Annotated in this window: 22 protein-coding genes; 10 read left to right on the top strand and 12 right to left on the bottom strand. The window is 41.0% G+C overall.

Features of this window, described 5'->3' with window-relative positions; genetic code table 11:
- Positions 1-546 precede the first annotated feature (546 nt).
- Complete coding sequence (locus FS736_RS06265) at positions 547-1,497, bottom strand: hypothetical protein (protein WP_144475485.1); 951 nt, start codon at positions 1,495-1,497, stop codon at positions 547-549.
- 480 nt (positions 1,498-1,977) lie between these two features.
- Positions 1,978-2,961: a DUF4003 family protein gene (locus FS736_RS06270; protein WP_186326685.1), complete on the bottom strand. Its 984-nt coding sequence runs from the start codon at positions 2,959-2,961 to the stop codon at positions 1,978-1,980.
- A 261-nt stretch (positions 2,962-3,222) separates the two neighbouring features.
- Here FS736_RS06270 and FS736_RS06275 point away from each other — a divergent pair, with 261 nt between their 5' ends.
- From FS736_RS06275 to FS736_RS06290, 4 genes are all read left to right on the top strand, one after another.
- Positions 3,223-4,161 (top strand): 3-oxoacyl-ACP synthase III family protein, encoded by a 939-nt coding sequence (locus FS736_RS06275; protein WP_144475487.1) that lies wholly within the window; start codon positions 3,223-3,225, stop codon positions 4,159-4,161.
- Positions 4,162-4,347, top strand: a complete 186-nt coding sequence (locus tag FS736_RS06280) for a hypothetical protein (protein ID WP_144475488.1) — start codon at positions 4,162-4,164, stop codon at positions 4,345-4,347.
- Positions 4,348-4,399: 52 nt separating this feature from the next.
- Positions 4,400-5,041: a pyridoxamine 5'-phosphate oxidase family protein gene (locus FS736_RS06285; RefSeq protein WP_144475489.1), complete on the top strand. Its 642-nt coding sequence runs from the start codon at positions 4,400-4,402 to the stop codon at positions 5,039-5,041.
- Positions 5,042-5,540: 499 nt separating this feature from the next.
- Positions 5,541-6,497: an amidohydrolase family protein gene (locus FS736_RS06290; RefSeq protein WP_186326686.1), complete on the top strand. Its 957-nt coding sequence runs from the start codon at positions 5,541-5,543 to the stop codon at positions 6,495-6,497.
- 134 nt (positions 6,498-6,631) lie between these two features.
- On the opposite strand, the gene FS736_RS06295 is transcribed toward FS736_RS06290, so the two are convergent.
- The 5 genes from FS736_RS06295 to FS736_RS06315 all read right to left on the bottom strand — a co-directional run bounded on the left by FS736_RS06295 (position 6,632) and on the right by FS736_RS06315 (position 9,659).
- Positions 6,632-7,189 (bottom strand): thioredoxin family protein, encoded by a 558-nt coding sequence (locus FS736_RS06295; protein ID WP_144475491.1) that lies wholly within the window; start codon positions 7,187-7,189, stop codon positions 6,632-6,634.
- Between the two features lie 113 nt (positions 7,190-7,302).
- The gene (locus FS736_RS06300) at positions 7,303-7,740 is read right to left on the bottom strand and encodes a GNAT family N-acetyltransferase (RefSeq protein ID WP_144475492.1); all 438 of its coding nucleotides are present in this window, start codon (positions 7,738-7,740) and stop codon (positions 7,303-7,305) included.
- A gap of 156 nt (positions 7,741-7,896) precedes the next feature.
- Positions 7,897-8,379, bottom strand: coding sequence for an AraC family transcriptional regulator (locus tag FS736_RS06305; protein ID WP_144475493.1), 483 nt, complete (start codon positions 8,377-8,379; stop codon positions 7,897-7,899).
- A gap of 41 nt (positions 8,380-8,420) precedes the next feature.
- Positions 8,421-9,200: a nitroreductase family protein gene (locus FS736_RS06310; RefSeq protein WP_144475494.1), complete on the bottom strand. Its 780-nt coding sequence runs from the start codon at positions 9,198-9,200 to the stop codon at positions 8,421-8,423.
- Positions 9,201-9,221: 21 nt separating this feature from the next.
- Positions 9,222-9,659 (bottom strand): acyl-CoA thioesterase, encoded by a 438-nt coding sequence (locus FS736_RS06315; protein WP_222125056.1) that lies wholly within the window; start codon positions 9,657-9,659, stop codon positions 9,222-9,224.
- A gap of 397 nt (positions 9,660-10,056) precedes the next feature.
- Here FS736_RS06315 and FS736_RS24190 point away from each other — a divergent pair, with 397 nt between their 5' ends.
- A complete protein-coding gene (locus tag FS736_RS24190; protein WP_186326687.1) occupies positions 10,057-10,200 on the top strand; it encodes a hypothetical protein in 144 nt (47 codons plus the stop codon).
- Between the two features lie 921 nt (positions 10,201-11,121).
- Here FS736_RS24190 and FS736_RS06320 read toward each other — a convergent pair.
- Positions 11,122-12,012 carry an acyl-ACP desaturase gene (locus FS736_RS06320; protein ID WP_144475495.1) on the bottom strand — a complete coding sequence of 297 codons (891 nt, stop codon included), beginning with the start codon at positions 12,010-12,012 and terminating at the stop codon, positions 11,122-11,124.
- Between the two features lie 341 nt (positions 12,013-12,353).
- Here FS736_RS06320 and FS736_RS06325 point away from each other — a divergent pair, with 341 nt between their 5' ends.
- Entirely contained in the window at positions 12,354-12,698 is a 345-nt protein-coding gene (locus FS736_RS06325) for an avidin-fold protein (protein WP_186326688.1), read from the top strand.
- Positions 12,699-12,796: 98 nt separating this feature from the next.
- On the opposite strand, the gene FS736_RS06330 is transcribed toward FS736_RS06325, so the two are convergent.
- Positions 12,797-13,429, bottom strand: coding sequence for a LysE family translocator (locus FS736_RS06330; protein ID WP_144475496.1), 633 nt, complete (start codon positions 13,427-13,429; stop codon positions 12,797-12,799).
- Between the two features lie 248 nt (positions 13,430-13,677).
- On the opposite strand from FS736_RS06330, the gene FS736_RS06335 reads away from it, so the two are divergent.
- The gene (locus FS736_RS06335) at positions 13,678-14,115 is read left to right on the top strand and encodes a VOC family protein (protein WP_144475497.1); all 438 of its coding nucleotides are present in this window, start codon (positions 13,678-13,680) and stop codon (positions 14,113-14,115) included.
- Between the two features lie 144 nt (positions 14,116-14,259).
- Here FS736_RS06335 and FS736_RS06340 read toward each other — a convergent pair whose 3' ends face one another.
- Positions 14,260-17,475: a M36 family metallopeptidase gene (locus FS736_RS06340; RefSeq protein WP_144475498.1), complete on the bottom strand. Its 3,216-nt coding sequence runs from the start codon at positions 17,473-17,475 to the stop codon at positions 14,260-14,262.
- A 274-nt stretch (positions 17,476-17,749) separates the two neighbouring features.
- On the opposite strand from FS736_RS06340, the gene FS736_RS06345 reads away from it, so the two are divergent.
- Positions 17,750-18,646 carry a carbohydrate kinase family protein gene (locus tag FS736_RS06345; RefSeq protein ID WP_260983536.1) on the top strand — a complete coding sequence of 299 codons (897 nt, stop codon included), beginning with the start codon at positions 17,750-17,752 and terminating at the stop codon, positions 18,644-18,646.
- Positions 18,647-19,152: 506 nt separating this feature from the next.
- On the opposite strand, the gene FS736_RS06350 is transcribed toward FS736_RS06345, so the two are convergent.
- Together FS736_RS06350 and FS736_RS06355 are read right to left on the bottom strand one after the other, a co-directional pair.
- Complete coding sequence (locus FS736_RS06350; protein ID WP_144475500.1) at positions 19,153-19,989, bottom strand: STAS domain-containing protein; 837 nt, start codon at positions 19,987-19,989, stop codon at positions 19,153-19,155.
- Between the two features lie 148 nt (positions 19,990-20,137).
- Positions 20,138-22,297, bottom strand: coding sequence for a PAS domain-containing sensor histidine kinase (locus FS736_RS06355; RefSeq protein WP_144475501.1), 2,160 nt, complete (start codon positions 22,295-22,297; stop codon positions 20,138-20,140).
- A gap of 418 nt (positions 22,298-22,715) precedes the next feature.
- On the opposite strand from FS736_RS06355, the gene FS736_RS06360 reads away from it, so the two are divergent.
- Together FS736_RS06360 and FS736_RS06365 are read left to right on the top strand one after the other, a co-directional pair.
- Complete coding sequence (locus FS736_RS06360; protein WP_260983537.1) at positions 22,716-24,404, top strand: methyl-accepting chemotaxis protein; 1,689 nt, start codon at positions 22,716-22,718, stop codon at positions 24,402-24,404.
- A 138-nt stretch (positions 24,405-24,542) separates the two neighbouring features.
- Positions 24,543-24,752 (top strand): hypothetical protein, encoded by a 210-nt coding sequence (locus tag FS736_RS06365; RefSeq protein ID WP_144475503.1) that lies wholly within the window; start codon positions 24,543-24,545, stop codon positions 24,750-24,752.
- The last annotated feature ends 21 nt before the right edge of the window (positions 24,753-24,773 follow it).

Consider the following 24,773-nt stretch of genomic DNA (forward strand, 5'->3'; position numbering starts at 1 on the left):
TGAATCTCCTAATTATTGAGACACTTGAATCGTCCCCTTTCCTCGTCCCCATGTTATTTAATTTCACTTTATAGAATATAGAAGACCCATAACATGATCAAATTGATTGGCAAACTGATAATCATGAACATACCCATATAGTTTTTCGGATTATTACCCTTTTTAATATTGAGAAATACTAAACGCCAAGATTATTTATAGATATTAATAAGACAAAAATCGAGAAAAGAAGAACCTTCTCTTGATACATAGATGTGAATGCAGGTGAAAAAAGTTTAGAAAGGTGAAGATTTGAAAACTACCTCTCGAAAACATATCGTATTCCCGCCTAAAAACTGTTTGAGTTTGTATTCTTTAACCATTTTGTCATTCATCCCTATATTCTTATCCTAAACAACCTGCAGCTGCTTGTGCAGACAGCCAAGTTCCACCGACTGCAGTTCCAATTATCCAGCCTGTAAAACACCGGAACGTTTCTTCTAGGTTTTCCTCTTCTAAGAAAATTAAAATGCAATTTTTTTATGAATTTATATTTGCAGATAGATTTTACTTTTTGTCTTTAAGTTCTCTAAATTTTTCGTCTAAATATCCAATGAGTTTAGGACTGAATTCTAAGTTAAAACTTTCTATGGTTCTGTTAACGCTGAAAACTTCCATCCCTTCTAGAACTCTATCAATAAAGTCATTAAATTCATCTGTATTCCTTCTTAATACTTTTAAAGGATTAAAGCTATATTTAAGCTCTACTTCATATTCAAGCTCCAAAACTTTTTGAGGATTAATATTTTCAAATGTTAATAATAATTTTGAATATTTTCCGTTTTTTCGAGCTCTTTTAAAAATCATCCTAAAGTTGACATAACCGTATTTAGAAGTAATTCGAATATTATTTGTGGTAGAAGGTACAATTTTAAACCCTTTGGGTAATGTTAATTCTACAGATTTAATACCATTTTTAAAAATTTCCCCACCAAGAATATCATCAGTATCTATGTACTTGTATTTGACCAATATTTCTTTTAATCTCTCTCTACTAACCTTTTCTTCATATCCTATAGAATGTTTGATAAAGTGAGAAAGAATAATTTGAACTATTGCATTTTCACTAAATATTTTCATTTCATCTGAGGGTCGGACTTCACCCTTGTGGTCTTCTATAATTTTTTCTTGATTTTTATTACTAAGAGCATTATAATGCATTCTTACATTAACACTTGTCGGACTATACGGAACATCTATAAATCTTTTATTTTCTATATCATAAGTAATTATCATGCTAATCGAATAAATTTGTTGATCATCGTACTTGAACATAATCCGTATAACTATCCAAATTATTATTATTATATTTAAAGTTACAATTGAGATAAAAAGAACTTTATGATTAGCATAAAACTCAGAAAATAATATATTACCTAATATTCCTATCTCCAATCCAAGTATCAGAACAGAAAATAAGAAAAGCCATAACTCTTTTCTCTTTGAATTTATATTCACAGAACCCCTCCATCGGTAATACTTTAAGTTAATCCCTCAATTCCTCCTATATTCCATTATGATTAATCATCTAGAAAACCCTCAGCTTGAATATAATAAATGCTTCTCTCCCCTTAATCACAAAACTACTTTACCTAATTATAACAAAAAGGCCGGACATTTACTCTGGAATTACACAACAGATTGTGCAGCTCTATCAGAACGAAAAGCCTAGCGGCAGCATAGGGACGTACCTTTTGTTTCCAAAAACAATTACGAAAAAAGGAGCAAAAGGTCACCGTCCCCTTGCTTCACACAATTATAGAAATCTTCAATTTTCAAAGAGTTTTTCTAGAGTTAATACCGCATCATTTTTTTACGATTTAGACATTGCACCATTCAATGAAGTGAAACCACTAAATTTCTATTATTCTCCGTTAAAACCTGAGAATAAAGTTCAACATTATTTCTCATGTCCACCCCCGTGCTTCCACTATACCTTTACTCTCCTCCATTTGAAGAAGCTGCGACTGCTGCCCCCGAAATAGCTGCAATCGATGCTGCTTGCTGAGCTTGGATCAATGTTTCAATTGTGGTGGAAAGATTGGTCTGCAGCAAGGATGAATGGTCAATTTTGTCGCTGATGACGAAATTGACGGCCATCATAAAATTGATGTCTTTCTTCCACTTAAGTAGCTTCTCATCGTTCAGTTGCTCCCATATTGCTTTTATCTCCAAAAGATTATCGTTCCCTTTTTCAATTAAGGTGAGCAGTGCAATCTGCGAGTAGAACATGGATTTGGGTTTGATTCCTTCTTTTTTCATTCTGTCATAGATTTCAGTGGACAGAGCAACCATGTCATCTGCCTGACTATTTTCATTCAGAGATAGTATATGGCTCATGCTTTGCAGGTCATTTCCTTTCCGGAAACCGTTTTGCGAAAGCTTGCTGTACAAGTCTTCAATATGGAAAATCAACTCATCCGTCTGGCGGTCGTTTAGAGCCAGCATGACAGCAAGCGGATAATCGCTGTGACCAGTCAGGAACAAATGCTCTTCCCTCATTTTCTTGTAGACCACTCTTGCCCGTTTAGAGAGAGACTTAAGGTCTTCAGCATTTGCTGTGACCAGCAGCATGGCGGCAATGTAGGTGAAATTATTTTTGCTGAATCCGGCTGAAACCAATGAATTGTATGCAGCAATAAAGGCAGGGTAATGATCTTTGGGACTGTCAAACTTTGTGTCGAGCATGGCAGCAAAGGTAAAACGAGACTCAGAGCGCAAAGGCGAAAACAACCCCGATTCTCTTTTTATATAATCTGCAAGCTCCGTAAATCGATCAATATCAAAGGACCGGTTGTTGGAAATATACAATGAAGCAACCATCATCAAAACCGATTGATCATTAACCTTCCAGCGGTATCTTTCTCTAAGCTGGGAATAAATTTGGATATAATCCTGAATACTCCTGTTTGCTTTTTCCATAAAAACCTCCATTGATCAGTCATACCTTACATACGATTCAAAATGGAAAAAGTTTTCTATTTTTATAGCTGAGGGACGGCATTTTACAGAATCCAACTTATAATCACCCTACAAGACAGAAAAGAAACTGGGTAAAAAACACTATACTATAAGTTCTTCTATAGGATTTCGGTAATCCTAAACTTCCTAAAAATAACAAATATCGTCTAATTCTATGATAAAATATATTGGAAAATATTAACTCATGGGGAGAGTTGGACAATGTACAATGCAGGCATACTAGGAATCGGAGCAAACATTCCGGAAACAGTCATAACAAATGAAGTAATTGCCAAACGCTTTGGTATTACGGAAGAAGAGATTTACAGGAAAACAGGCATTTTGGAAAGACGCTATGAATCTACCGATGCTTCGCTTACGGACATGTGTGAAATTGCAGGCATACGGGCTATCAAAGATGCCGGACTTGATCCAATGGACATCGACATGGTCATTATTGGAACGAACACTCATGACACCCATATCACGGCTGCATTGGTGCAAGACAGAATTGGAGCTGTACAATGCGCAGGCCTGGACCTGCACTCTGGATGTTCCAGTTTTATTACGGCTTTGGCAACAGGGGCCCAGTTTGTCCAGACCGGATTATACAAAAACGTGCTGGTCATTGCCGTGGATAAATGCTCTTCCCTCTTGAATCCCATGGACAAGAAGACTGCGCTGCTGTTTTCTGACGGTGCTGCGGCTGTCGTTGTAGGCCAAGTTGGAGAAAACAAAGGGATCCTGGGAATCAATATGCAGATGGACGGAAGCGGAGGAAAATACCTTCACCTTGATGAAAACAAGAATATCAAAATGGACGGAAGGGCTGTTTTCGAATTCGCTGTCAACAAGTTCCCGGAGGCAGTTCATAAAGTATTGGAAGTTTCGGGGCTGAATCTGGCGGATGTCGATTTCATCGTTCCGCACCAATCAAACCTGCGTATTATCGAAAAAGGAATCGAGACTCTTGGATATCCAGTGGAAAAAGTCCATACCAAAACCATCCAATATTACGGGAATTCATCTGCACCAACAGTAGCAATCGGCCTTTACGAGGAAGTGAAGCAAGGGAAAATCAAGGATGGAGATTTAGTTGTTCTAGTCGGGTATGGCGCAGGCCTCGGCTGGGGAGCCATCACACTTCGCTGGGGGAAGTGATTGCTTAAACTAAAGTCTTCGGATGACAGGGACTGGGGAGTCAGCGGGCATTCGCTGATTTTAATCAAACGTTTGATTAAAAGAAGTATAAAGCTAAACAGAGACAGTACCCCTGTCCCAGAGATGATTCAGTTAACAGTTAAAACCTCCATGAATAGCCAATTGACCCTGGAAGTGATTCATTAAAATTAAATAAATGGTAGTATTGTTACAAATACCCAATTTAAAAGGTGACCACATGATATCAAACTATAAAGATATAATCTCAACACAGGAAGAATTTGAAGAGTTTCGTTCTTCGATCGGAAATCCAAGCCTGAGGGCAGCAAATAAAGTGATTTCTATTATTGACGATCATTGTAAGAACTTCATTTCAAAGTCTCCCTTTTTATCTATGTCCACTTCTAACGCCGACGGCCATTGTGATGTTTCACCACGCGGAGATTTTCCCGGGTTTGTGGCAGTTCTTGATGAAAAGCATCTTTTTATCCCCGAACGTCCTGGAAATCGCAGACTGGATTCAGCTCATAACATTATTACCAATCCTCATATCGGGCTGCTCTTTCTCATACCTGGACTGGGTGAAACGTTAAGAATCAATGGGAAAGCCTATATCTCCCGTGATTCTGACCTTCTCGAAAAAACAGCCGTCAACGGAAAGACTCCTTTGTTTGGTATTTTAGTAGAAGTCGAAGAATGTTACGCTCATTGTGCTAAAGCATTTATAAGATCAAACTTATGGCAGCCGGAATCATGGTTACAGACAGATGCCCTTCCATCTGTCCCAAACATGCTAGTTGCGCACTCAAAGCTGCCAAACACAACCGCTGAACAAGTTGCAAAGGAATTAAATGAAGGATATACAACCAGGCTTTATTGATCATAGAGACTAGTAGACGTCTCACTCAAAACCGAAATAGTTATGAAAACCCCTGAGCTAACAGATTAAAGAGGATAGCATAATGTCTATCCTCCTTCTTCAGCACAATTCATTTCATTTCCTTATTACCATCATCATTTTCCAGGGGCGAATTGGAAAAGGAAGATTCACTTTACCAGAGCGCATGGCAACTCCCTGTTTTCTCCAGTTCTTGAGACGCCCTGTCCCCTTCTTGTACATATTTCTATGACCGTCTGGCTCTGTTGTTCCCTCCATAACATCTACTCATATCCAATTTGTGGTATCCTGAAAACAGTGCAAAGGGGGAGTTACGATTAAAAGAATCACTTTAATAATAAGTCTATTACTATTTCTTTTCGCTTTATTTTTCCTCTTCGATCATTCCGTGAGAATTGTTCCAGTTACCGAATTTACTAGTGACCCTAATCTCCATCTTGAAATAACAAAAATGCGCGAACAAAAAGAGGCTGGCCGAAATTTGATTGATGTATATAAAGAGCTTCCTTTGATTGATGTACATAGTCACGACGTCCATTTAGTTGATCGCAATGAGAAAAGAATACAGGATTACGGTTCATATATGAATGTTTGGGAAACTTATGGAATTGACCAAACCGTATTATTCGGTGATATATCGGAACCATCTGCTGTCCAATCTGATCGTTTAACCTGGAAGTATTATAAAAAATACACCGATTATATCGTTCCTTCTTTTGCGGGAATCCCTCTAAAAAAAGATGAAAACGGGGTTGAACTTGTAAAGGAAAAATTAGAGCAGGGTTACTTGAACATAGGGGAAATTATGGCCTCTTCTACTTATTCGCCATTTGCAAATGTAAAATGGAAGGCTAAACACCCCTACGATGGTGCATTGCCGGAAATTTATCATCTTGCTGGAGAATATAAAGTACCTATTTTACTGCATATCGATCCTCCAAATGGTGTACCCATCAATTCCCTTAAAACAGCGTTAAAGAACCACCCAAAAACAATCTTTATCTTCGCACACGGGAATGTATATAATTCTCCTGGAAATTTAGATTCACTTTTAAAACAATATGATAATCTTTATATTGATTTTTACGCAGGGTTTTCACGTTATCATAAAGGCAGCGAACAAGACCTAGAAGATTTTGTACCTTTGATTGAAAAATACCCCGATCGCTTCTTATTGGGCTCAGATTCCGGGTACGATATTGGATTAGAAAATTCTTATCTAGCGATGTATGAATTAATTGATCTGTTATCTCCAGAAACAGCGGCAATGGTTGCATCAGAAAACTATAGAAGATTAATAGAAGAACAGCCTCCAACAGATTATCAGATTAAAGAAATTAAAGATCTAACAAAGGATCTGAACATTAAAGATAAAAGTTATTTTCTAAATAAGCGGCAAGCAAATGAACTCATTTTTTCCTTAGAAAAGAACAAGTAGCAACAATGCGACACTGGGACGGAAATATTCAAAAAAAACTAATTAATTTTGGCCGTGTCCATAATGTGCAAGACGAAAAAAGAAGCAAGGGGCACGTCCCCTCGCTTCTCGGATAGTAATCCTGTTCTTTTACCCTACTTCAAAATAGCTAAAATCGTATCCTTAAAACTATCATAAACATCTGACCAAAGAGCTGATTCCTCTGTATACCTTTTTCTTAAAGAACCAAAGGCTCCTTTTTGTTTCTCCGCAAAGGAGGAATCATCTTTTGGCGGCAGTGCCGCACGAACTTCATCAACGATTTGCTGAGCTTTGGGTGCACGAGGTCCCCACTTTCCAAGCAATTGTCCTTGATTATCAAAGATTAAAATCATTGGAATTGCCCGTCCGCCGTTTGTTAAGTGACGATCAATCAAATCTGTATCTGCATCCCGCAATGCGACGCGTACTTCAATATCTGCCCCTTCTGCTAATTTGCGGATAACGGGATTGATCATCATGGCATCTCCACACCAATCCTCGGTAATCGTCAGGAAATGCAGTTGATGTTTTTTTAACTCTTCAGCGAATCCAGCTGCTGGGAGTTGAAATTGTTCATAAACAGCAAAGCTTTCCTCTTTTAACATGCTCATTTCATCCATATAAGTTTGAATCGATTTTCCCTCTTCAAAATACTGTTGTTCCGTTTTCATTTAAATTCCTCCTAAGTTAAATCCGCCGGGAAGGGACTGCAGGTATCGTCACGGGAATCCTTGCTTTTCAACTTGATCCAGATAATAGGTAAATTCTTCTTTTGTCGAAATTTTTATAACGTTTTTCTAAATGAATAACACCATTTATCGTAATCTAGTTTCTCTTCATAAAAACGATGAGCTTTATCTCGCTGAATTCCTGATTCTAATGCCACATATTCAGCTCCATTTTCTTTTGCCCAGTTATGTATGTAACTTAATAATTTCTCTCCAAAGCCAGAAGATCGGTGAGCATTATCAGTCACCAGATCATAGATAAATACATGACGTTTATTATAGAAGTTAACCCTCCAGCTTAAACCAGCAAGGGATACAATCCGATTATCTTTATATAAAGCATATAAAGTATATCCATCTTCCCTCATTTCCTCTAGTAACTCTAAGTATGTCTTTTGTGTCAAATCAGTACGTAACTGATTCATAATTGGAAAGGCTTCTAACCATTGTTCTTTATTGGTTAATTCCTGTATTGTCTCTGCCGTAGAATTCATATTTACACCCCTTTAAAAGTTAAACTCATGTAACCTTCCTGGATTAACGCCGCCCGAAGTAGGAAATACAGCCCTCAAGGATCGGCGAATTGCGATTCGCTAAACTTTCCGTTCGTACACAGTAAAAATGTCACCATTGTTTGGTGACACTATGTTCTAAAACGTCTTTTTTTCAACTGGTACAAATAAATCCACTCGGCATTTCCCTTCAGGATCCTCGGATGGGTTATTCATATTAAATTCCAGATTCTCTCTCTGAAAATCGGCTGCGTACTCGCTATGTGGCAGCCATTCGCCAAACATATATTGATAGGCGGAATGTAGTTTTTCAGGTTTTTCATAAAAGGAATAAAGTGCGTATTGCCCGCCATCCAACTTCCTGAATTCCATATCTTCATGGTTGTCCTTATTAAAACCGTCTGGTAATGTAACGCAGGCATCGTGACGGCAATCCTTGCTTTCCACTTGATCCGGATTATCTAAAGATATGCCGATGAATGACTGCTGAGGAGGGTAAAGTCCATTGCTGGCTGCCCAATGGATCAGCTTTCCCCAGTGTTCCTGGGGTTCAAAATAACTCCCCGTTCGTCTGATATAGGCTATTTGCATTTCAGGTAAGTTCTTGATTAGGATATTCATTTTTTCTGCCCCTTTTTGAAAAGATTTGGCATACCGCATCCTTATTCATTATTCATAAAGTTTTGTCTCTCCAGGTAGTTGAGCACAGTTTGTGAAAATTCCTGATGCGATTGCTTCGTATACTTGGCGATCGTATAAATCTGAGCCAGGTTTTTTAATCCCAATTGCTCTGTCATTTCTTTAAGTTTTGGGACGGCCATGTAACGGTTCCAGCCTTTTTCATTACGATCTTGATAAATTTCCTGAATATCATCATCCGTATAATCGTGATACTGATCGTGGTGAACAAGTCCCTGCAATGGCAACCTGTCACGCGGGGCAGGATTTTCTGCTGGATACCCTAATGAATAGCCGACAACGGGTACGACATTCGGCGGTAAGTTCAGCAATTCACCAATTTGATCACAATTCGCAAGCGTTGAGCCCATATAGCAAATTCCCAGTCCCTCATTTTCCGCTGCTAAAGCGCAGTTCTGTGCGGCAAGGGCTGCATCAATCGATCCAATCATAAAGCTCATGTAATTATCAAAATGTACAGGTGCGTCGTTAAGTGCAAGCCATTTTCTCATTCTATTAAAATCAGCACAAAAGGTTAAAAGGATTGGCGCATCGACCACCATCGATTGCTCCATATGTGCATGGTATAGCTTTTTCTTAAGTTCCTTGTCTTTCGTGACGACGATTGAGTATGTTTGCATATTGCCGCTTGACGAGGCACGGATACCCGCCTCTAAAATCCGCTCTAGCAGCTCTTGACTGACTTCCAGATCTTCATATTCTCGAATCGACCGGTGCCCATGGATTACCTCATTCAACTCCAAAACAAATCACTCCTTTTGTTTCTATTTTTCTAGCTCCACTAAATATTCCTTCAATCGCCCTTTTGTTTCAGAGGAAAGCGGCGTCGACTTTCTAGTGTCGTCATCCATTTGCACAATGACGGTTTCTGCCACGGCAGCAACTTCTCCATTTTGATAGATTCCTTGAAATAAAGACAAGGAACTATTGCCGATTCTTGTAATGGCACTGCCGATCTCCACCGTTCCAGGCCACCGTATTTCTGAAAGTAAATCCAGCTTCTGGCTCGCGATCACAAACGAAGCCTTTTCAGCATGCAGCGGCTCCTTTACATAGAGAAGCTCCGTTCTTCCCGTTTCCAGGAAGGTTGAAAACAATGCGTTATTTACATGTCCCTGCCGATCCGTATCTGCATATCTAATCTTATCAAATGCCTTTAGTGGGAAATCTTCATATTTGGGTCTCATCTGCAATACCATCATTCCTCCTGCCACTAGCTTTTAGAGTCATATACTAGATACACTCTTCAACACCTTTAGCAATAAATCCTTCTTCACCATACCTTTACTACATTTCTTGCCCCAAAACACTGATGGGACACGGGGGAGGCTCTCGCGTCTCACGCGGGAACCGAAGTATTTTTGTTTGAAGCCATGTAGCCAAGGAAGAAAGAAGCATGACAATGCTCATTTCAGTCTGTACGCGAGATTATACGGCTAGATTCCTAGATTCTTACAATTCACAAGATACCAAAACCGTCCCCTTGCCTTCTCACATTGCCACTGTAAATTTTATTATTCAATGAACATATATTTAAGTTTCAACAATCCATTTTTTAGGTAAAAGTATCTAAAACTTTCATCTCAGGAGGAGTCTTATTTGGCTAATGAAGAAATAGTCATTTATCAAGGAAAAGAATATATCATAGTGCATCAGTATGATTCAGGCTATGTAGAAATCAGGATGCTAAAAAGCAGGAGTATTGAACTGGTACACGAGTCAGAATTAAAATCGCGCAACTAATTCTGATTCCTGGAAAAATGGTGATTTCATAAGATAAGACGGAGGTACAATGTCTCTTTTTACACGCAAAAGATACCCTTACGAGGCCTCGAATACTAGCCAAAAGGTATCTTCATGGGGGAAAGGTGCCCTTATGAAGCCCCAACATCGGGCATAAGGGTATCTTTATGGGGGAATGGTGCCCTTATGATGCCTCAACACCGTGCATAAGGGTCTCTTTAGGGGCGAAAGGTGCCCTTATGATGCCTCAACACCGTGCATAAGGGTCTCTTTATGCATGAAAGGTGCCCTTATGAAGCTTCAACACCGTGCATAAGGGTCTCTTTATGAGCGAAAGGTACCCTTATGAAGCTACAACACCGTGCATAAGGGTATCTTTATGGGGGAATGGTGCCCTTATGATGCCTCAACACCGTGCATAAGGGTCTCTTTAGGGGCGAAAGGTGCCCTTATGATGCCTCAACACCGTGCATAAGGGTCTCTTTAGGCATGAAAGGTGCCCTTATGAAGCTTCAACACCGTGCATAAGGGTCTCTTTATGAGCGAAAAGTACCCTTATGTGACCTCATTCCCCTGCATAAGGGTCTCTTTATGGGGGAATGGTGCCCTTATGAAGCCTCAACACCGTGCATAAGGGTATCTTTATGGGTGAATGGTGCCCTTATGAAGCCTCATCACCGTGCATAAGGATCTCTTTATGGGCGAATGGTGCCCTTATAAAGCCTCATCACCGTGCATAAGGGTATCTTTATTGGTGAAAGGTGCCCTTATGAAGCCTCAACACTATGCATAAGGGTGTCTTATACGCGAAAGGAACTCCCTTATGAGATCTCGAATCCCCGGAACCGTCCCCTTGTCGCATTCTTATCACATAATTAATCAACAAAAAAACCAGCAGATGCACCCGCTGGTTTCAACTGATCATTTTGTTTTATAAAACCTGTCCCTAACCCTTTTTAAACGGGCATGATACCTCAGGATATCAAGCCTGGCTTTTTCAGCCTCCGGTGCAATCGGCCGCAATTTTTCAATTTCCCAGTAGTCTACAATGACATCTAGTACCTGATCAAAATACTCGAGCGGGCCGTAATTGGCTTCCTTGGCAATGATGGACATCCGATCTTCAAAGTCAGGCATGACGGCACCAGGCATTTTGAAGTTCATGATGACATTCCCCAGGTAGTAGCAGTAATTAGGCTCCAATTGCAGATGATACTTTATGACATCACGGTAAAAGGCGTAATGCAAGGTCTCGTCCTTTGCCAGGCGCCGCAGCAGGCTGGACAAATCCCGATCATGCGGCCCTGCTACCTTTGCCACATTATTATAAAAGACCATGGTGGCCAGCTCCTGCAAAGAGGTATAAACCATCGTCTCAAATGGCGTATGGAAGTCAGGGTTCCAGCCATTTTCAACGGTTTGCTTGTGCAACTGGTGAAGCCTGTCCGGATTGACATTCCGCGTGATTAATAGATAGGTTTCCAGCAGGTTTGAATGCTGATCCTCTTCCGCTGTCCAGGTATGGACGAAATCCTTGATGACCGTTAATGATCCTTTGAAGGTCTGATCCAGATAAGAGGTGAACCATGGCAGATTCACTTCCGTTAAGAGTGCTGTTTCAACGGCCGTAATTACGGATGCAGGCAGGGTCACCTGGCTTTCGTCCCATGGAACACGCCTGAAATCCTGTGCCTTATCCCATGGCAGGAATTCGTGATAGCCCCAGTCTATCTTCTCCGCCCTCTTCTTATGTTCTTCATATAATTCTCTGACCTTTGGTTCAAGTCTGAAATCTAAATGGTTAGTTAGCAAAGTACACCCTCCATGACGAATAAAGTTTGTTTAATAAACCGAAATCCAATCCTGAAAACTTTTTACAACTAACTTATAGGACCTGTTACTAATTTAACTATACCATATTAACACTATAGAAAACTAAGATTTGTATTCCTCAAGATAACTTCGGGACTTTTATCCTCTGTTGCTAATGGAGGTTTCAGGTCCGCTACCGAAAAGAGATTAAACGACTGCATTGTATTAGATGGGATTTGCCATTTATGATGTATATATGGAACTCATCACATATAAAGTCATTTCAATATCTTTATTCTTCTTGGTCGTAACCAGGATAGAAACATTAAGGGGAGAAAAATATGATTAATTATCACAATCGTACATTTGTATCAATTGATAATACTGCTAACGGCGAAGTATCTTCCAAAACAACCTTTAAATATAAGCAAGAAGGGAATATTATCTCAGCAACGTACAGTGGAGGAGAAATTGTCAAAGGCTTACTAATTGGTATTGTTAAAGAAGATGGATGTTTAGCGTTCAGGTATAACCACATTAATAGAAAAAATGAAATTAGAGGAGGAGAATGTGTATCAACTCCTGAAATCCTGTCTAACGGTCGGATCAGGCTGTTTGAGAAATGGAAATGGCTAGATGCAGAACAAACTGAGGGAAATTCAATTATTGAGGAAGTTGTAATTTAAATTCATTAAATAGCGAGAGGTCATTTTCAGTCTTTCGGATTTTAGTTACCCAACAAAAAAAACCCTTGATATCGTTAAAATCAAAGGGCTTACCCACCTTAATTATGTGCTTTTTCTAGAGCCAGTTTTATCCCAAAACCTATCAGTATTGCACCTGTGATTCCTTCAATAATATTTTGTGTTTTAGGTTTTTTCATAAAAGCGCTAATTTGATTGATTAAGGAGACATAAAGCACAAACCAAACCGCAGTCAATACAGTATAAGTGATGCCCATCATAAGGAACGGAATAAAGGTATTACTTCCAGGTTCCACGAACTGAGGCAAAAAGGTTAAGAAAAAGACAGCAACTTTGGGATTTAGAATATTGGTAAGGAAACCTTGTTTAAAACAGGATGCGTTTTCAGGGTGGGTTTTGGTGATCACTTCAGCGGTGGCTGCCTCTTCCTTTTTTCTCAAAGACCATAAAGTTCTGACACCGAGATAAATTAAGTAAACTGCACCTGCGAATTTGAAGATAGAAAATAATAACGCTGATTTTACAATGATTGCCGAAAGGCCTAATACAGCAGCAGAAGTGTGGATCATAAGGGCGCAACAAGTGCCTAAAACTGTTTTAAATCCTCCGATTCTCCCAATGGCAACTGTATTTTTTGTCGCAATGGCAGTATCGGGACCAGGTAAAATAATGAGAAAAATACACATGAGGACAAACAGATAAAAGTTTTCCATATAACTCCCCCCTTTTGGTTAACGATAGTATGTAATTCTTACACTGTATTATATATAAACCGTATTATTAAATGAATATAAATCTTTTTGAAAGTTCAGATGACTTTGCCCATTAAGGTGACATCCTTATTGTGCTATCAGGCCTGGTTTGTTGAAGGAGAATTCCCGTTTTAAGCGAATTAGAATTTCAAATAGTCCTAACACGCATACTGGGTTTAAAAATATCAGGAATAGAAGAGGTGTGAGATATGAAGATAAAAAGAATCGATCATGTAAGTATAAATGTAAATGATCTAACAGAGGCTAAGGCGTTTTTTATTGATTTAGGACTTGAAGTGCAGGCGGAATGGGAAATGGCTGGAGAACAGTTGGACAGAATAGTTGGGCTAAATGATGTTAAAACGACATGTGTAGGACTTGGGATGCCAGATGGTCAGGTATGGATAGAGTTAGTCAAATTTCATACACCATCCGATGAAAAAGGGATTCAGCAACCTTCTGCTAATACGCTAGGCATCCAACATATTTGCTTCTCTGTTGAAGATATTGAAGCCATTGTTGCCAAATTGAAAAATAGGGGCACTGAAATCTTTAGTGAGATCCAGCAATATGAAGAAAGTTATAAGCTATGCTACGTTCGTGGTCCAGAGGGGATTATTTTAGAGTTGGCGGAGAAAATTGGATAAATGCTTAAAAGATTTTCTCCTCAGCCAGCGGGTTTACCAAACCCTTTAGATTCTATGCAATATAACAGCCGGCAAAAAAACAGCATGCTAAATCCTATGCGATTTAACATGCTATTCCGGTTGTTATTTCTTTTATCATAATCCCTAATAAGGACTAGCAGCTGTAAAAGTAAACGGTACATTTGCTCCCGAATATAATCCGACATACACATAGCGTGTGCCGCCCGGGATGACCCCTGTTTCGTCAGCTCCAGATGTGGCCACACTTCCAATTAGCTCAAAGTTTTTATTATAGAAATAGACATCATAGTCATATGACCCGTCATTGCTTCCTTTTAGTGTGAAGTTATGGATGCCATCCCCATATTGCTCTGGAAGGGTCACAACATATCCATCTGCCCCCTGGGATGCCGGCTCTGGGTTTTGCGTTGTCACGAACTCATTCTCTGTAACGGCGAGAGTCGCTGGTACACCTGCCAGACTTCCGATTCCTGTTCCTGCATTCCCTGCCTGAACCGTGCCTTCGGCTGCAAACGGTGCTTCTGGTTCTAGTTTAAGCGGTTCAATCTTTGATTTCTGCTCAGAGAAGGCTTGCACTTCAGCCACTTGAACGAAGCCTTTTGCATTGTCCTGCGCATCATGTGCGACAAATTTAAGGTATTTTGCCTCTACTGGCTGAGGGAGATCGATTCCCTGGTAGTGAAGGTCCGCTACCGTTGGTCTTGGCTTCCCGGCTTCAAACTTACCTTTCCAGACGGTTGTGAAGTTTTCACCGTCAATTGACGTCTGCAGGCTGAAGTTTTTCAATGTGGCAAATCGTGAACCTGAGATATCCTTCATGGCACTCACTTGAACATGAGAAATTTCCACTGGCTCATCTCCCGCAAGGTCAACGATGAAGTCCGCGCCCAGGAACCCATTTTCTTGCGTATTTGAGGCAAACACACTGGCTTCCGTGTCGTCAATCGCAAACTTAACCGGGTTGCTGTCCGATGATCCGGATACATTGGAAATCGATGCCCCGTTAAAGGATGAGGCGACGTTTGGCCCAATTGTGAACGTTAATCGGTTCTTTTCCCCTGCCTTGATGGCTACATCACGGATGGTCCTGGATCCGAAGCCTTGTGCCTGAATCGTAATATCGTAGGTTCCTTCTGTTATATATGCCCCAAAGTCACCCTTTTGCCCGGATACCGCAATTGGGCTTGTTCTTGCCTCGAATTCACCGATGATGATTCGTGCATCCTTGATCGGTTTATTCGTAGCAGCGTTAACGACCTTACCAATTAACTGTCCATTTCGCTGTCCATCTGGATGGTTGAAGCCAGGAACTGGATCCGTATCATCACCGCCCTTGGATAATGCATTGGCCCCTAAGCCCCGTTGTGCGAATGCGGTCCATAGAGCTTCATAGTGCTTTCCATCATAGCGTTCAAAATCTGCTGCGATGATGGCGGTTCTCATGTCTTCCATTGATGGGTCAGGAACGGAGATTGGCATCGCATCCATGACAAGATGCTCGATGACTGATTCTGCTTCTGTTTTCCCTAGTCTATCAATCAATGTATCTCTTACATGCCATAAAATAGATGCCCAAATATCGCCGTCTGAGTGAACCTCTGGTCCGCCGACATCATAGCCAACATCCCCATAATTGTATGGAGCCTCATCAAGTGCATAACTGCGGATGCCTCGTTCTGCATTCCCTGTCACATATGCTCCAACAATTGGCTTTTCCTGCAATCCTTTTTTCACTAGATAGTGCATTCCAAAGAAGTCGCCCCAGCCTTCGCCCATCGAACCTGACTGATGGCTGCCGAGTGCTTCCCCGCCGGCAACGAAACGATTCGTCAACGCATGGGCGTATTCATGATAAATGATCCCGGCATCAAAATCGCCATCTGCATATTGTCCTTCAAATGCGCCTTTGATTGGTTCCCAGAGGAACATTCCACTCCAAGCCGGTATTCCATCTGGCAGTGTCAGCATGTAGGCATTATCTCGGCCCATATAGGTTGGCTCCCCGCCTGACAGCGCTCCTGCCTGAACAAGTCCCAAGACTGCATCGCCGTCCACTCCGCCTTTTCCAAAGTTTGAAAGCTGCAGGTTGCCAGCCGCTTCTGTCCATCCCAGGTTGTAGAAATAGTCGTGGAACAGATTATGATGGTAAAACAAGTTCGTCGCTGCACTGTTTAAGTCCTCTGCATAGGATGGAGGTGTCGTTTGCCCGTTTGTCTTTTGCCAGGCGTTTTTAAATATGAAGCTAAAATCGCCGTCTAATGCAAGTGGACGGACAGCTTGATCTGCCGGAACTAAAAAGTTGCTCCAATTCGCATACGAGTTGGCGTTGTTTCCGAATGTCGTCAATCCCAGGCTTGTGCCCGGAATCAGCCATCCTTTTGGTGACGCCTTTGGATCTCCTTTAAATGACTTTGCAACCTGTTTTCCGCCAGCTGTTGCACCAGGATAGTTCTCAAAAATCAGCCCCTCTGTTTCTAGTAGATAATCAACGAGGGAACGCTGATATAAAAGCTTGCCGTTCGCGGCATCGATCACCATCTCAAAGCCTTCATTCAGCTCCTTGATGAAAAGCACCCGAAACGCTGGCCGGACACCATCCTCTGTTATAAAGGTTGCCTTCTTCACACGCTGCTCAGCCGGCAGCACCTCTCCTCCATCAAAAACCGCCCAGCCGTTTTCCGTACGCATCAGCTTTGAAACAAAGCTTACGCCTGGCAATTCCAGTTCCACTGCTTTCTTTAACGCATCCGCTTCTGAAAGCTGGAAGTCTGCAATCAGGCCAGTTTTGCGGCTTAGATTTCCTGCTGCGGAAAGGATTTGGCCATCTTTATTGACGGCGATGATCACACGTCCTCCGTACACTGACTCAATGCCATCAAATGTCTGCTGGAGGGTAACGGGACGCAGCCCAGTTCCTGGCATTTCGAAATTTTTGCTTACCACAAATGAGTCAATGTCCGAGGGCTGAAGACCATATAGCGCTGCATTTTCCTTTAACCAGTTGCGGGCAATCGTCTCAGCGCTCTCATTAGAAGGAGCTGTTAAATATCCCTTTTCTTTAATAACGGTTGATGGGGTGCCAAACAGGTTGTTCCACTTAATCTTCGTTCCGGAACCGATTGATTGAATCAGTTTGTTAGCCGCATCAAGTTGATTCTGGTTCGGCAGAACAGTGTTTACCACATTTCGGACATCATACAGATGGGACTCATGATCCTCTTGGATTCCCTCTGCGGTCACAGGGCCTTTTACCTCATCAGCATGGATACCGCTTGTTAACAAAACCTGGCCAGCCAGCAGCGTCGAACATACAGCCGTCACGAGCTTCCGTTTTTTCATCTATACATAACCCTCCTCGAAAAATCTTGTTTCAAGGAAAGAATACGTGAGTCTCCTCTGTTTTACCTCTCACGCAAGGGCAAAATACATACTATAGGTCATGAAAATACTACTAAGAAACTATGGAGGATAGGACTTGTGGATAGGTCACAGAGACGGTTTGCGCCGGGGCAGCCGGACGGTTCTCAGTCCCCTATGTCTCACACGCTTTCCAAGCAGCTTAATTAGCTGGTAAACTATTCATAAATCTTTTATGAACGGAAGGAGCAGCACTTTGAAAAAGCACGGGATTATATCACTGGGCGAAGTAATCGTTGATTTGATCGCAACGGATTTCTCCAATACAACGTTTCAGCGATTATTAGGGGGAGCCACTGTTAATGTGGCAGTCGGGGTTAGCAGACATGGCATTCCATCGTATTATTTATGCAAATTGGGAAGGGATGAGAGCAGTAAATTTGTTGAGAGCGAATTAACGAAGGAAAAGGTTGATCTTTCTTTTTGTTCTTATGATTCGAATAAAGAAATTTGCTCGGTTTATATCTACTTAAACGAGCTGGGAGAACGTTATTTCCACTCGTATGTGAACGAAACGCCTGATGAGTGGATCACTGCAGGGGAACTTGATAACGGCCCTTTTCAAAAAAGTAAGCTATTTTACTTTGGATCTGGCACTCTTTTTCACCCTATTGCCAGAAAAACAACGGAACAGGCTATCCACTATGCAAGAGAAGAAAATTTGAACATTGCATTCGATACCAATATCCGGCTGAAGCGATGGGAAGGTGAGAGCCAGTGCAGAGAAACGATTCTTTCCTTTGTTCAAAAAGCCGATATCGTAAAAATGACGGAAGAAGAATTGCAATTTTTAACAGAAACAGACACTCTTAAAATTGGGTTAGAACACATTGCAAAATTGGATATCCCTTTCCTATTTGTCACGAAAGGAAAGGACGGCGCATACGCCATACATAAAAATAGGATCGTACATGTCCCTGGAATTCCGGTAAAGGCGATTGACACAACAGGTGCCGGTGACGCGTTCATGGCGGCCCTTCTATCCCGTTTTCATGACAATGGTATCCCTAACAATGAAGCTGAATTACGGGAATATACTGAGTTTGCCAATAAAGCCGGTGCACTTTCTGCCACTAAGTTGGGGGCTTTATAAAGAGTCTGTTCTCCACTTTACGGTTGGTCTCTGTCTTCTCTATTACAATTTACAAAACAACCAGTACATGCGAAATTATGAGAAGCCGGATGCGTGCCCATTACTGAAAGATGTCCTTATGTAAACTCTAAGCCTCATCAAAGGGTATCTTTATTGCCGAAAGGAACCCTTATGTGACCACGAACACCTCCCAAAGGGTATTTTTACCCCCGAATGATACCCTTATGTGGCTTCAAACTCACCTCAAAGGGTACCTTTACCCCTGAAAGATACCCTTATGTGATCTCATACCGCTTCCAAAGGGTATCTTTACCCCCGAATGATACCCTTATGTGCCCTCAAACTCACCTCAAAGGGTACCTTTACCCCTGAAAGATACCCTTATGTGACCTCATACCGCTTCCAAAGGGTATCTTTACCCCCGAAAGATACCCTTATGTGGCCTCAAATCCCCAAAACAAAAGCCCTCCTAATCATTAATGATCAAGGAGAGCCTATTTTTAAACTTAAGCAATCTTTACTTTCAATAACCTCTCCATAGCCATATGCAAGTCCGAGGTTACCGGGATGTCCGAAACATTAACGCCTAAATTAACCATGGTTTGCGCGATCTCTGGGCGAATACCAGAGAGTATTGTATTTATTCCTAACAGTGACAATGCTCTTACTACTTTGAAGATCCTGTCAGCAACCATGGTATCAATAATCGGCACACCCGAGAGGTCAATGATTAAATGTTCCAATGAATATTCACTGCTTTTCATCAGAGCTTTGTTCATCAATTCTTGAGCTCTCTGGGTATCTATATCCCCTATAATAGGGAGTACGCCAATCTTATCTGAAATTTTAATGACTGGAATGGACAATTCCAGCGCAGAGGCTTCTGCTACATTAATTCGAGTGTAGAACATTCGTGTGTAGGATATGCTTAACCAATGTACAGCGCGGTCAACTACGGCATCAAAGTCAGATAATAATTCATAAAAGTCGGCTATTGGCAAATTAAGCTCAATCGCTTCATCCTTGATTATGTGTCCTATAAGGTTTCTATAGTCTCTGACTTCATCGAGAGCAATCTCCAGCGGAAGGTTGTAGTTCACTAACGTATCTACTGCTTCCCGCCCCCATTCCTTTAATACTTCGAATGTAGTTTCTAAATCACTCGCAACAGAAAGTGCATATATGTCAACGATATTCTCACGCCACTCTTGTAGCTGGGAGTCAATTCTGGTTGATGTTTGGTGGGAATTCAGCTGAGTTTTGTGTTTAATGAGCCGTTGTTTCTCTAAAAGAATCTTATCAGATATTTTTTGAAGAAAATCAACTTGTGTTTGTTCGCTCATGGTTTCTCACTCCCTAAAAAGGTATTGTCTATTTAAGGGTAACATATAAGCTGATTAGGATAAATATTTGGTTATTTGTACCAATTGCTTTTTTGCCTCCATTCCATAAAAAAGAAGCACAAAATCGTCCTTGTGCTTCTACAGCCCTCTATAAAATTGGCAATGTGATTGTCACGGTTGTACCTTCGTTGAGTTTGCTTTGAATGGTCAGCTGTCCTTTATGGACTTCGATTAATTTCTTGCAAATCATCCATCCAAGCCCGATTCCTTTTTCATGATTGGCAAAGTGGGGTTCTCCAAGTGTTTTCAGTCTTTCGGGACTGATTCCTTTTCCGTTATCTTTGATATTTATAAGGACTAAGTCATTTTCGGTGACTGCTTCCACTACTACTTTTGCAAATGGAAGATTTTCGATTGAATCCATTGCGTTTTCAATTAAGTTATTCAATATATCGATCATCTGCTGTTCGTTGCCAAGCAGCTTCGTCTCTCGTGTCAATCCCGTTGCATTCAGGCTTAACCTGGATTCTGCATCCCGATTTTTATAGACAGCTTCTTCCAGCAAGTCGACTATTACGACTGGATTCAACTGTGAATTCCCATTCTTGCCTAGCTGCAATATTTGCTCAATAAACTTTTCAATATTAAGAATCTCTAATTCCATCAATTGATAATAATGATCAGGAATCCGATCATTCATCAATTGCAGGAACCCTTTAATACTTGTAAGCGGGTTTCGCACCTCATGGGCGATACCGGCTGCAAGGTTTTGCAGCATCAACAGCTTTTTTTGCTTTTGCAATAGCTCTTCTCTTTCTTTTAAATATGTGATGTCCTCTGCAACGCCAGCAATCCTTGTCATGTGGCTGTCAGTATTCCTGACATAAAAGACTCTTTCCTTAATCCAGCGGCGCTCTCCATTTGGAAGTTTAATATTATAAGAGACCATCTTCCCGTTTTCATCGGCACTATCAATATTATCTTGTTCGATTTTATAAGACTCCAAGGGTGACAAATCATGATGTGAGATAGTTTGTGGGGAGATCCCGATTAATTTCTCAAAACCAGGACTGATGTAGGTAAAACACTCTGATGTAATGTCTTTGATCCAGAAAATATCGCTTATATTTTCTGCGAGCTGCCTGAACTTTTCCTCACTTTGAACGAACGATTGGATTGCTTCCCTTCTTAATGAAACATCTCTTGCAAATACTAGTGAGCCTGTTTGATTATTCATAGAGATTTGTGTCGCATGAACCTCCAAAAATAGGATCGTACCATCAAGGCAAATGAACTTTTCTTCCAAAACGCCAATATTTCTATTTACATGAAGCTGAGCAATCCGCTGTTTGACTATTCCATGATATTCATGGTGAATGAAGTCATAAATAGATTTGCCAATAAAATCATAGGCTGAATCTCCTTTCAGCAATTTCACGCCTGCGGGATTCATGTATTCCACTTTTTCATCCTGCTGGACAAAAATCATTTCAGGAGAGTGCTCAATCAGCTTCTGATAAAGATCCTGGCTTGCCTTCAGATCCTTTTTAAGGGTGTTCTCGGCCGTGATATCCCTTGCAACCCCAAGAATGGAGAGAATGGTACCGTCATCATTTCTAATAGGAGAAACAGAAACGTGAAAGTCGACTGACTTGCCATTGATCTCCATCTCGCATTCATAAATATAGGAAGAACCATTAAAAGCAGCATCCATGGCAGCTTTGTGCTTGGAGTCAGGTGTAAATCTCACTACATCTTCTACTCGTTTCCCGATAATTCTATTTCCTTCCGGATGATGACGATCCATCCACTTCCCATACAAACCAGTATAGATATGATCTGTATTGACTGTGAAAATCAGCTCATCCATGGCTTGAATCAATGTATCGAAGCGGTGTTCAGCCTCTCTATAATGAGGTTCGTCCATTAAAGTGGCCGTCATATCTGAAATGGTGATGATCGAATATTTCCAATCTCCCTGAGTATCACAAACGACACTCTTGCTTAATTCAAACAACCTGATGGTCTCTTCATTGCGGACCCTGCATTGAAACAAATGAGTTTCACAAAGCTCCTCATCAAATAAAAATTGATCCATCATACCGTCTTCATCTTCTGAAAGAATCTGTAAAAATGGACTTAATGTGTTTTTTCCGATTAGCATACTTGGCTCTATATGAAGCTTTTCACTTAAACTCTTATTTAGAAACATAATTTCCTGTTGGGAATTAATAATTAAAATCCCTGTCGAAACACCATCCAAAAGAGAATAGTCCGTCAGTTCCATTACTGCTTTTACATCATTCATCGTATAACACTCCCTCTGCTTTCCGCGCTCCTGCCCAAATCGTAGCAACGGGAGTTAGATTATTTGTGATGACTCATCGTAAAATTTTATGTAAATGTTTAGGTGATGAAACTGAATGTAATTATGATGGCTGTCTATTACACGAACCATTGCCCCTATCATAACACACTAAGTATAGAACGAAAGCTTAATCACAATAATTATTGGAATCTTGCGAAAAACTTACGAAAACTCATCATTTCTACTTTCCATTGCCTAAAAAACACTGGATTTGTCCTCATAATGCCATAAATTTAATAAGAATTATTCCCTTCCAAAAATAGAAAAATTAACCTTACAAAACCTTAACATTCAATTTACAATCTGTCGGTATACTAAATTTAATAGGTCGATAGTATCATAATTGGAGGTAATGATTTTGAAGTTTACCACAAGATTTTCATCTTTCACCCTGGGCACTCGCCTTCTGTTCTTATTCCTCTCCCTGCTGATGGTTTCGGTCATCACCGTGGGTGTCAGTTCCTATGTGAAAGCAAGGGATATGGCTGTTGAGACGGTCGAGCACCGCCTTGGAAGAGAAGCGCAATTAATCGGATTCATAGCCGAGAATTTGAAGTTTGTGTATGTAAGTGACGAAGAATATTTCAAACAACAGCTTGAGGCCAATGTCCGCTTACAGCAGAAAACTCTTAAGGATGATGGAATGGTTTCAGATTTCTTTTATATTCGAGAAGGAAAAGCTGCTCCTTTCAACGCAAGCAAAAAGTCTGCATTTACCTTTTCTGATAAGCAAATTCAATCCATCCAAAAATACAGGAACGGGGTGCTCCACTCCGAATTCAATGGAGACGACTACACGATTGCTTTTAATGAAATGAAAGAAATCAACGGGATTTATGTGATTGTGATTCCTACCAGTACATATATGGGACCCGTTAACGAAATGGCCTATTTTACGATCATCGTCATCATAATAAGTCTATTAGCAGCGACGATCATGATCAGTCTGTTTGTCAAAAAACTGACGAAGCCTTTGAACGAGCTTCGGAATACGATGAAAAAAGTCCGCGATGGCCATCTGCAAAGCGCTCCCGTCATACGGACCTCAATCCCGGAAATCAACTCTTTGCAAAAAAGCTACAACAGCATGATTGAGCAGATGATGAAAATGGTTACGGAACTGTCTGCAACGACAAAAGAGTTAAGCAATACCGGCAATTCGCTGATGGATTCTTCCCAAAGCTCGCTGGCAAGCAGTCAGCAGCTCGTCGCAGCCATCCATCTTGTCAAAACGGGAGCAGAACAAACCGCAGCCAGCTCAGAGACAAGCGTTCGAAGCTTTACTGATATGAAGGATATGATTGAAGCAATGGTAACGAATATGGACAGTGTGTTGAGCAGTGCGGCCACAATGAATACTTCCGCGGCCAGCGGCGAAAAAAACCTGAGGGAGTTAATCACAATGATTCACTCTTTTGAAACAGACTTCAAACAATTAGCCAGCACAGTCCGCCAGGTAAAAGAATACTCGCATTCGATTACGAAACTTGTTGGCATGGTAAAGGCGATTGCTGATCAGACAAGACTGCTCGCGCTCAATGCCTCGATTGAAGCAGCCCGGGCTGGGGAAGCTGGAAAAGGCTTTGCTGTTGTTGCCAATGAAGTCGGCAGTCTCGCCGAACAATCCGCAAAAACGGCTGAGGAAATTACCCAGGCCATCGGAAAAATGGAGAAGATTACGGTAGGTGCCACCACAGAATTTGATGAGATTCACACGAAAATCAATACAAATTTATCGATGGCAAGCAGCTCACAAACTTCCTTCGACGAACTGATGAACGGGATATCCGCCGTGAGCAGCAGGATTCATTCTATGCAAAATGAACTAAAAGACCTTGAGAACACCCTTCCGCAACTAGCTGAAGGAGCCGACCGCTTCCTTTCCGTCTCTCAGGAAACCCTGGCAAGCGCAGAAGAAATGCTAGTAGCAAGTGAGGGCCAAGTCGACCAGATGGAAGCGACTGATCAAATCGGCATGAAGCTGAATAGCCTGGCCACGTCATTATCTGAAATCACCAATCAGTTCAGCCTTGAAGGCAAAGCCTGATCCATTGAGATCGGGTTTTTCTTTTAATAAATAACTGAATCTTCTTAAAAAATTCTTAATAATTCACCTGCATCTTCTTAATATCCTTCCTATACTCTATTGGTAATCGTTCCTATTAATCTAAAGGAGGATTCACCAATGAAAAGCAATCTTTCTGCAGAAGAACAAGAGAAATTAACTGACTTAAAGTTACAATTAATGAATGCCCTTGACCAAGATGAACGGCACTCCATTTTGAAAGAAATTGAACAATTGCTCAACAAAGCGAAATATCGGCATAGATTCGTGAAGACGCTGGAGAGAAACTGGGATCATTCCCAGGTCTCATTCGGAAACCAAAATCGTTAAGAGCCCGCGACAAATTTTAGA

Origin of the sequence: Cytobacillus oceanisediminis 2691 (genome assembly GCF_007678455.1) — a bacterium.
In the GTDB taxonomy this organism is placed as follows: Bacteria; Bacillota; Bacilli; order Bacillales; family Cytobacillaceae; genus Mesobacillus; species Mesobacillus oceanisediminis_A.